The 2,164-nt window shown below is 47.7% G+C and carries 1 protein-coding gene and 1 tRNA gene; one reads left to right on the top strand and one right to left on the bottom strand.

The features are described 5' to 3' along the window. Positions 1-59: 59 nt before the first annotated feature. A tRNA-Leu gene (locus VGS11_00040) sits at positions 60-144 on the bottom strand. 104 nt (positions 145-248) lie between these two features. Here VGS11_00040 and VGS11_00035 point away from each other — a divergent pair. Beyond that, positions 249-1,712: an IS66 family transposase gene (locus tag VGS11_00035; GenBank protein ID HEV2118490.1), complete on the top strand. Its 1,464-nt coding sequence runs from the start codon at positions 249-251 to the stop codon at positions 1,710-1,712. The last annotated feature ends 452 nt before the right edge of the window (positions 1,713-2,164 follow it).

The following is a 2,164-nucleotide window of genomic DNA, read 5'->3' as shown; positions in this document are numbered from 1 at the left end:
ATCGATCGTCGTCCAAATAAAAAACCTCGGCTGAGATCGTGGTTTGGTTAATTCTAATATGGTGCGCGAGAGAGGACTTGAACCTCCACGCCTTGCGGCACTAGCTCCTAAGGCTAGCGTGTCTACCAATTCCACCACTCGCACATTTAAAGTATTATAGCATGGAAAACCAACAGTAGACAGGTGGTTACTACTCAGCCCTACCGAAACTTGCACTAAAGTCTATTCCACGCTAGCATAAGCGGTAAATGCTCAAAACAAAAGCTCATTTAGTGGATAGTAGCGTACTGTATAGTCTAGACAAAGACGAGCTTATTAGTATAGTCCTGACCCTCAGTCAGAACATGGGTGAACTCATAGACCATGTAGCCACCTTAGACGCTACAATTGCAGCCCTAGAAAAGAACAGTACCAATAGTTCCAAACCACCATCCAGCGATATGCCAAGTTCCGGCAGGAATGCGAGGGATACCAGCACCCCTGCTTCTCACCAACGAAACTCCCGCAATGCTTCTGGTCGTAAGTCAGGTGGTCAGCCTGGACACCAAGGCAATACCCGTGAACTGGTAGATAACCCAGATATAGTCATTGCCTGTGCCCCTGACTTCTGTGGTGGCTGTGGTAAGGACTTCCTTACCGTGGGTACTAGGAGTACGCACATCGACGAAATTATTGCTCGTTCCCAAGTTGTCGACATCCCGCCCATAGTGCCCGTAGTCACTGAGTACCAGACGGTAGCTCGAACGTGTGCCTGTGGTCATACCACCAATGGTCACGTACCACCTGAAGCTAGCTGTAGTGGTACGGTACAAATTGGTACCAACGCCAGCAGTCTGCTGGTTTACCTCAATAGTGCACACCATCTGCCTTACCAACGCTTGCAACAGGTGGTAGCTGATCTGTTCAACCTACGCTTAAGCCAAGGTAGTATTGCTAACAAACTGGAAGCCGCTGCAATAGCTGCTTTGCCACTTCGCCAAGTCATCCTCGACTTCCTGCACCGTAGCCCTACTGTCGGTAGTGACGAGACGGGTGTGAAGGTAGCCGGAGCCCGAATCTGGCAATGGGTCTGGCAGAATGCCAGAGCCAGCTATTACGCTATATCTCCTCATCGAGATTACCAAACAGCCAAAGACCACTTTGGTGAATACTACGCGGGGTGTCTGATCCATGACTGCTACAGTGCGCAGAACAACACGCATGCTGGCTGGCATCAACTGTGCCATGCCCATTTGCTCCGTGACTTACAATTTGTAATAGATACCGAACAGAGCAACTGGGCCTACCACTTGCAACGTTTCCTAGTGCGATCACAACGAGCCCGAGATCATATCTGGACAGCTGACTTTGATCCCAATCTCAGAGAACACATCATTGATGACTACTATGCACAACTGGCACAGTTTACTGCACAGCAGCTACCAGGCAAGGAAGCCAAGCGATTACAGAAACGCTTCAAAAAACACGAGGATAAGATCCTCTACTTTATGACTACGGCAGATATACCGCCAGACAACAATGGTAGTGAGCGGGCGATTCGTAACGCCAAGGTCAAACAGAAAGTTAGTGGTGGCTACCGCAGTAACCGAGGAGCAGAACGACAAGCACTCCTATTGTCAGTCATCGAGACCGCGAAGAAACAGGATCTTAATGTGCTGGAAGTTATACAGCAGTTAGTTCGTGGGGACAGTGTTCAGTTGTTTAGGGGGTGAGTAGTAACGATTAATTAAGCCGCTCGGTTGTGTAAAAATGGTGATTTTTAGCTTTACTGGAACGCGATGGCTAAATGAGTAGTTATCATTTTGCTACGTTCTATGCCCTCGCAGACAGAGCACCACAGCTAAAGCCGTGGGTGCATGAGCCCTTACGGTGGTACAATGTCCGTATGCAACGTATGTATCGGGTCAGGGCGCTCGCTTACCGTTTGCACTACGTTGACTTAAGGGATTACTCACAGAAAAACATTCGTTATAGTAATCAGGGATACTATGGTTTGATAGGAATGGTGAAGTCCTTCCTTAGCTTAAGTCAATGATCGTGAGGCTTAATGAGTCACTACCGTAAACTTAAACGATTGCAGAAAACTGTTCTGTAATATTGTTAGCTACAAAGGATGTTTAGCTATCCTGAGGCAAACGAAATTTGGTTAGTAGAATCCTTAAGT

The sequence above is a fragment of the Candidatus Bathyarchaeia archaeon genome (assembly GCA_035935655.1).
Lineage (GTDB): Archaea > Thermoproteota > Bathyarchaeia > 40CM-2-53-6 > 40CM-2-53-6 > 40CM-2-53-6.
The sequence above is the reverse complement of the archived record's forward strand: the minus strand, read 5'-3'. Positions and strand labels throughout refer to the sequence as shown.